Source organism: uncultured Methanobrevibacter sp. (genome assembly GCF_946184425.1).
Lineage (GTDB): Archaea > Methanobacteriota > Methanobacteria > Methanobacteriales > Methanobacteriaceae > Methanocatella.
Genome location: NZ_CAMHFP010000027.1, coordinates 21,600 through 29,033, shown reverse-complemented (window position 1 = coordinate 29,033; position 7,434 = coordinate 21,600). Strand labels below are relative to the sequence as shown.

Annotated in this window: 5 protein-coding genes; all 5 read left to right on the top strand. The window is 31.9% G+C overall.

The window, feature by feature from the left end; genetic code table 11:
* Window positions 1-136 precede the first annotated feature (136 nt).
* Window positions 137-751: an archaeal proteasome endopeptidase complex subunit beta gene (psmB, locus tag Q0P94_RS07065; protein WP_295115124.1), complete on the top strand. Its 615-nt coding sequence runs from the start codon at window positions 137-139 to the stop codon at window positions 749-751.
* Window positions 752-881: 130 nt separating this feature from the next.
* The gene (locus Q0P94_RS07060) at window positions 882-2,795 is read left to right on the top strand and encodes a beta-CASP ribonuclease aCPSF1 (protein WP_295115122.1); all 1,914 of its coding nucleotides are present in this window, start codon (window positions 882-884) and stop codon (window positions 2,793-2,795) included.
* A 117-nt stretch (window positions 2,796-2,912) separates the two neighbouring features.
* Complete coding sequence (purM, locus tag Q0P94_RS07055) at window positions 2,913-3,932, top strand: phosphoribosylformylglycinamidine cyclo-ligase (RefSeq protein WP_295115120.1); 1,020 nt, start codon at window positions 2,913-2,915, stop codon at window positions 3,930-3,932.
* Between the two features lie 27 nt (window positions 3,933-3,959).
* Window positions 3,960-4,988: an L-sulfolactate dehydrogenase gene (gene comC, locus Q0P94_RS07050; protein ID WP_295115118.1), complete on the top strand. Its 1,029-nt coding sequence runs from the start codon at window positions 3,960-3,962 to the stop codon at window positions 4,986-4,988.
* A gap of 185 nt (window positions 4,989-5,173) precedes the next feature.
* On the top strand, window positions 5,174-7,408 hold the full coding sequence (locus Q0P94_RS07045; RefSeq protein WP_295115116.1) for a hypothetical protein: 2,235 nt from the start codon (window positions 5,174-5,176) through the stop codon (window positions 7,406-7,408).
* Window positions 7,409-7,434 lie beyond the last annotated feature (26 nt).

Below are 7,434 nucleotides of genomic sequence, written 5' to 3'. Positions count from 1 at the left end.
TATTAATATTGTTAGTTTATACTAATTATTGATTCTGATTTTAAATAAAATTAATATAAATATTAATTGATTTTATTGTATTCAACCTATAAGTAGTTGAAATAAGATATTTTAAATACTATAGAGGTGTATTTAAATGGATGATAAAATATTAGAAGGTACAACAACCGTAGGAATTACTTGTAATGATGGTGTTGTATTTGCAAGCGAAAGAAGAGCTAGTATGGGAAACTTAGTAGCTCATAAAGTCGCAGAAAAAATATTTAAAATTAATGATCACATCGTAACAACCATTGCAGGTTCCGTAGGAGATGCACAAAGTTTAATGAAAGTTATTGAAGCAGAAATTTCTCTTTATGAAATGAGAAACAATGATAAAATCAGTGTAAAAGCAGCTGCATCATTAACTGCAAACATATTACGTTCCGGTCCAATGTATGTCCAAACATTACTTGGAGGAATGGATGAAGACAAACCATCTCTCTATTCATTAGACCCTGCTGGCGGAATGATTGAAGATACTTATATCTCAACTGGATCAGGTTCTATCGTTGCATACGGTGTTCTTGAAGACAGATTCAGAGATGATTTAACAACTGACGAAGGAATCGAAATAGCCATAAGAGCTATTAGAGCTGCTGCTGAACGTGACACATATTCCGGGAACGGATATTTGGTTGCAAAAGTAGATAAAAACGGCTTTGAAATGTTAGATAATGAAAAAATTAATGAAATTCTAGAGAAAATATAAGTAAACTAATTTTTCATAACTAACTATTTTTTTATATAAATAGTGTAGATAGTTTATGAAATTTAACTATTTATAGCTTAAAGCTTTTCATAAACTATTATACTACACCAACTTTTTTTGAAGGGATTATATGACTTCAGATATTTTAGAAGATATTAAAAAAGAGATTTTGGAAAAACTACCAAAAGAAATTCAAGTTTCCAAAGTGGAATTTGAAGGACCAGAAGTAGTAGTTTACACTAAAAATCCAGAAATTATAACTGAAAACGGCGATCTTATAAGATCACTTGCAAAAGAACTTAGAAAAAGAATTATTATCAGGTCCGACAAATGCGCATTACTTGAACCCGAAGAAACCATTAATAAGGTTCATGAAATTGTTCCTGAAGGAGCTGAAATTACTGACATTTACTTCGATACTGTAACTGGTGAAGTAGTTATTACTGCAAAAAAACCAGGGCTCGTTATTGGAAAATACGGAGTAACATCTAGAAGCATTGTGAAAAATACTGGATGGGCACCTAAAATCTTAAGAACCCCACCAATAAGTTCAGATATTATTGGAAAAATAAGAACAATACAAAAGAATAGTAGTAAAGAAAGAAAAAAAATGTTGCAACGTCTCGGACGTCAAATCCATCAAGGAAGTAAACACCCAAATGACTGGGCAAGAGTTACTTCAATGGGAGGATTTAAAGAAGTAGGACGTTCTTCAATGTTATTACAAACACCAAACAGCCGTGTATTATTGGACTGTGGTGTAAATGTTGCAGCATCAGATAATAAAAATGCATTTCCATACTTAAATGCACCAGAATTTTCTATTGAAGAGTTAGATGCAGTCATTATATCTCATGCACACTTAGACCATTGTGGATTTGTACCATATCTTTACCATTACGGTTATGAAGGACCTGTTTATTGTACAACTCCAACTAGAGATTTGACCACACTTTTACAATTTGACCACTTGGACATAGCTCATAGAGAAGGAAATCCTCTCCCATTCACATCAAAACATGTGAAACAAGCTATTAAAAATACAATTACATTAGACTATGGAGAAGTAACCGACATTTCTCCAGACATTAGATTAACATTACATAATGCAGGACACATTTTAGGTTCAGCAATATCACATATGCACATCGGAGATGGAGCTCATAACTTAGTATATACTGGGGATTTTAAATACGAACCTTCAAGATTACTTGAACCTGCAACAATCAGATTCCCACGTGCCGAAACAGTGATTATGGAAAGTACCTACGGTGGAAGAGAAGATGTGCAACCATCAAGGAATAATGCTGAAAAAGAAATGATGAAAACCATCTATAAAACACTTAAACGTGGTGGAAAAGTATTAGTTCCAGTGTTTGCTGTAGGAAGAGCTCAGGAACTTATGGTTGTTTTGGAAGAATATATGAGACATGGATTAATTGAAGAGGTACCAATTTACATTGATGGTATGATTTGGGAGGCAACTGCAATCCACACTGCAAGACCTGAATACTTAAGTAAAGACTTAAGAGACCAAATTTTCCACATGGGCAGAAATCCATTTGTATCAGACATGTTTGAGAAAGTTCAAAACCACGACCAAAGAAAAGAAATTGTTGAAAGCAAACAACCTGCAATAATATTATCAACTTCAGGAATGCTAACTGGAGGAAATTCCGTAGAATACTTCAAATGGTTATGTGAAGATGATAAAAACACATTAATATTTGTAGGATACCAATCAGAAGGATCAATGGGTAGAAGAGTCCAAAAAGGATGGAAAGAAATTCCATTGGAAGACGATGATGGCAGAACCAGACAATTCTGTGTAAGAATGGAAGTGAAAACCATTAATGGATTTAGTGGACACTCCAACAGAAGACAATTAATGGAATATGTTAAAAGACTTAATCCAAGACCTGAAAAAGTTATTACTTGTCATGGAGACCCTTACAAAGCAGTTGATTTAGCATCTTCAATTCACAGAAGTTATAAAATTGAAACTAAAACTCCAATCAATTTAGATTGTGTGAGAATACAGTAATAAAAAACAATTAAATACTTAATAAAACAAAATATAAACTATGAAAATATTGTTAAACACAATATTTTTTTATTTATTTTTAATAAATTTTAACAAATAAAGCTTATAGGTGTAAAAATGGTTACTTATTCAGAATCTGGTGTTGATATAGACCTTGAAGCTGTTACCGTTTCAAAATTAGCAGATAAACTTAAATCAACATTAGCATGTAGAGATATTATTACTGACAGTGGACATTATGCGGCTTTAGTAAAATTAGGTGACAAAGCTATCGCAATGAGTACTGACGGTGTTGGAAGTAAAATTTTAATTGCAGAAATGATGAATAAATATGACACAGTAGGAATAGACTGTATTGCTATGGTTGTTAATGATATACTCTGCGTAGGTGCAGAACCAATAGCATTAGTGGATTATCTTGCTGTTGAAAAACCAGACCCCGAAAGAGCTAGTGAAATTGCTGAAGGATTAGTGAAAGGTGCTGAAGAATCAAAAATAGCAATTATAGGCGGTGAAACAGCATCCCTTCCAGGAATCATCAAAGATTTCGATTTGGCAGGTACTGGAATTGGTTTTGTAGATATCGATAAAATCATTACTGGTGAAAATATTGAACCTGGAAACGTATTAATCGGTATTGAAAGTAATGGAATTCATTCCAACGGATATAGTCTTGCAAGAAAAGCACTGTTTGATGATGCAGGTTTTACTGTTGATGATAAAATGCCTAATGGTGAAACTACCATTGGTGAAGAGTTAATCAGACCAACCGAATTATATGTTAAACCTATAGTAGCATTATTTGAAAAAGAATATAAAATTAATGGACTTGCACATATTACCGGAGGAGGATTTACTAATCTCAGACGTTTGAAAAAAGGCATAGGATATGAAATTACCAATCTTCCAGAAGTTCCAGAAATATTCAAACTTATTTACGAACAAAATGTAGACATCAAAGAAATGTATAGAGTATTTAATATGGGTGTCGGTTTTGTTGTAATAGCTGATGAAAATGAAGCTAATAAAATAATGGATACTTTAAAAGAATATTGCAATTGCCAAATCATTGGTAAAGTAACAGATAACGAAAAAATAACTGTTAAAGCTTTTGAAGGATCTGAAATTGAATACTGATTTGATGAAAAATTTAGAGGTGTGTAAATGAAGATAATGAAAGATAACGAAATAGCTCTTGTAAAAGAAATTTTAAAAAAATTAGGAGCTAGCGAAGAAGACAGCGAATTTGTAGCTGAAGCAACAATAGATGCAGATTTAAAAGGATTTACATCACATGGATTAGGAAGATTCCCACAATACCTAATCAGTATCGAATCAGGAACCATAAATTTAAAAGATGACATTGTAATTGAAAAAGAAACTCCTGCAATTGCTTTAATCAATGGTAATAGTGGATTTGGACAAGCTGTATCCTATAAAGCAATGCAGATTGCAATTAAAAAAGCTAAAGAAGTTGGAATTGGTTGTGTAGGTGTCCACAATACAAATCACTTTGGTGTAACTGGATTTTATTCTGATTTAGCATTAAGAGAAAATTGTATCGGACTAGTTCTCGCAAATACCGACCCTGCTATTGCACCATTAGGAGGCAGCAAACCATTAATCGGTACCAATCCTATTGCATTAGGTATTCCTTCTGAAACATATATTACTGTGGATATGGCAACTTCTGTCACAGCCCGTGGAAAAATAATTGAATCCAAAAGAAAAGGTTTAGATTTACCTGACGGATGGGCATTGGATAAAGATGGAAACCCAACAAATGACCCAGAAGCAGCACTTGAAGGATCAATATTGCCATTTGGTGGATTCAAAGGGTATGCATTATCATTATTAATTGAAATTTTAACAGGACCATTAGTACAAGCAGGATACGGACTTGGAGTGAGTGGAACAGCTTCACCTACCAAAGACTGTACCAAAGGAGACCTATACGTAGTTATCGATCCTTCCAAATTTGGAGACTTTGGAGAGTTTGTTGCTAATACCGAAGACTTTGTATCACAAGTCCGCGCTACTGGTGAAACTGTTGCTATACCTGGCGATTTAGAAGTTAAAAGAATTGCAGATGCTGAAGCTAATGGCATTGCAATTGATGAGAAATTATATGAGCAATTAAAAGGAATCTGTAATGATTTAGATATCGACATAGATTCCTATGTTGAAGAATAAAATATATTCTTCTTTTCTTTTTTTAAACATATACAAGTAAACTTTAAATATTATAAAATAACAATGATTATATACTTAAATTAAACAAAAGTATAAATGTTAAATCATACTAATATTAATAGTACTGAAAATCTATAATCTTTTTTTAAACAAAATATGATTTTCTTAAAAGGAGGATAAAAGTTATGAAACTTAAAAACTCTTATATCTTATTAATAGTAATGAGCATATTCCTATTAGTAAGTATTGGGTCTGCATGTGCACAGGAAATAGGCGCATCAGATGCCGGTATCTTAGCAAATGAGAGAACTGATGTGACTCCTACTGACGATACCGTTGAAAAAATAGACACTACAGTAGAGTCTGAAAATGTAAAAATTAATGAAAAAGACCCTGTAGAAGTTCCAATAACTGTAAAAGATAATGAAAGTAATGCAATACCTATTGTAAAAAGTAATATTACAGTTAATGAAGGAAACAAATCAATAAACTTTAATTATAACAATTCAAAAATAATTATTACAGATAAATTAGCTAACGGAAATCACAGTTTGATAATTAATTATTTAGGAAATGATGTGTATAAAAATTCCACATCCAAAATAATTTTATCCATTTTCGGCAATTACTCATTAGTTGCACCATCTTCCGTAAATGTTAACAGTTCAAAAATCGTTGAGGTGCCTCTTAACATTACAAATAGTGTGGATATTGAGGCTGTGACAAGTAATGATTTTAGTGTAACTATTACATATAACGAAGGAAATGCTACTAAAACAATCACTGCCGAAAATCTTGAATACATAAATAATAAACTTAAATTTTCTTACACTTTAGCGAATAACATTACAACTTCCAACATGACCGTTGTTTACAATGGTGCTGTGGGCAACTTTACTAAAAAGATTAAATTGAACAGAATTTATAATGTAAAAATTGAAGGATTAGTAACCGAAAACCAATATCAAAACGGTGCTTTTGAATTTAAAATAACGGATGTTGATGACAATACAACTTCACTTGACGGCAAAAAGGTAAGTTTATATACCGTTGGAAATATCAGAGCAGGATTTAGTGCAACCATAACTGGAAATATAGCAAAATTCCCAACTAAAAACCTGTATGAATTTGATCAATCTTCAGGTACATTTTCAATGAAACAACTTGAAGTTGGAAATCATGCTGTAGACATCCAAGTTAGTGACCAGTTGAAAGGTACAACTCTTAAAGTTAATTTAACAATTATCAAAGCAGATATCAACATTAAAATCGATAACTTTAAGGAAGAATATGGTACTAAAAAAAATGTAACAATTACTGTCACTAGTAAAAAAGACGGTTCTGCAGTTCCGGGAATTGTTCTCCACTTATATATGCCACAAACCAGCGGAAAAAATTATTATTTCCAAACTGATTCAAATGGTCAAAGTAAAATCTCTGTTACAAACTTAGTTGGTGGAACCTACAATATTACAGTAAATAACAACGATACTAAAAATATTAACAATGCAAAAGCTGTTAATACTATTACAATTACACCAAAAGCGGCAATAATTGTAGCTAAAAATACAGTTGTTTATTATAATACAGGAAGTTCTTCAACTATTGTAATCAAAGATAAAAAGACCGGTGCTGTTGTACCTGGTGCAATTGTGCTTATACAATTATATACTGGTAAAACATCTAAAAATTATCTTTTCCAAGCAAACAATAAAGGGGTTGTAACATTTTCAGCATCCTTAAGTGTTGGAAAACATAAAATGATTATACAGACTGCAGATACTAGATACAGTGCTCCAACAGTTACCAAATATATTACTGTCAAAAAAGCTAATGCGAAAATTTTCGCCCCAAGAGTAGTTACATATTACAAAGGTACTAAATACTTTACTGTAGGTTTAAAAAATACAAATGCAAACAAACCAATTTACGATGCTAAAATTAATATTAAAGTTTTCGTCTCCAGCAACAGATATTACAACTATGTTGGAAATACCGGTTCAAACGGTCAAATCAGACTTTCACTTGACAACTTAAATCCAGGTACTTACAGAGTTATTGTTGCAAAAGGAGAATCCCAAAACTATACTGCATCACAAATTACCTCACAGATAGTTATTGTAAAAGCTCCAACTGTATTAACTCCATACAAAGTAGTTGCAAAAAAAGGAACAAATACTTACTTCAAAGTTGTTGCTAAGAATACAAAAACTAAAAAGGTCATTACTGGACTTGCTATAAAAGTTAAAGTTTTCACAGGTTCAAAATATAAAATATATACTGTTAAAACTAGTTCAAAAGGAGTAGCACTCCTTAATGTAAAAACATTAAGTGTTGGACTCCATAAAGTAGTAATAAGTTCAGGAAATAAATATTGTGTTGCAAAATCCAAAGCATCCACAATAAAAATAACTAAATAAAATTTAAGAGAAACAGATTTCTCTTA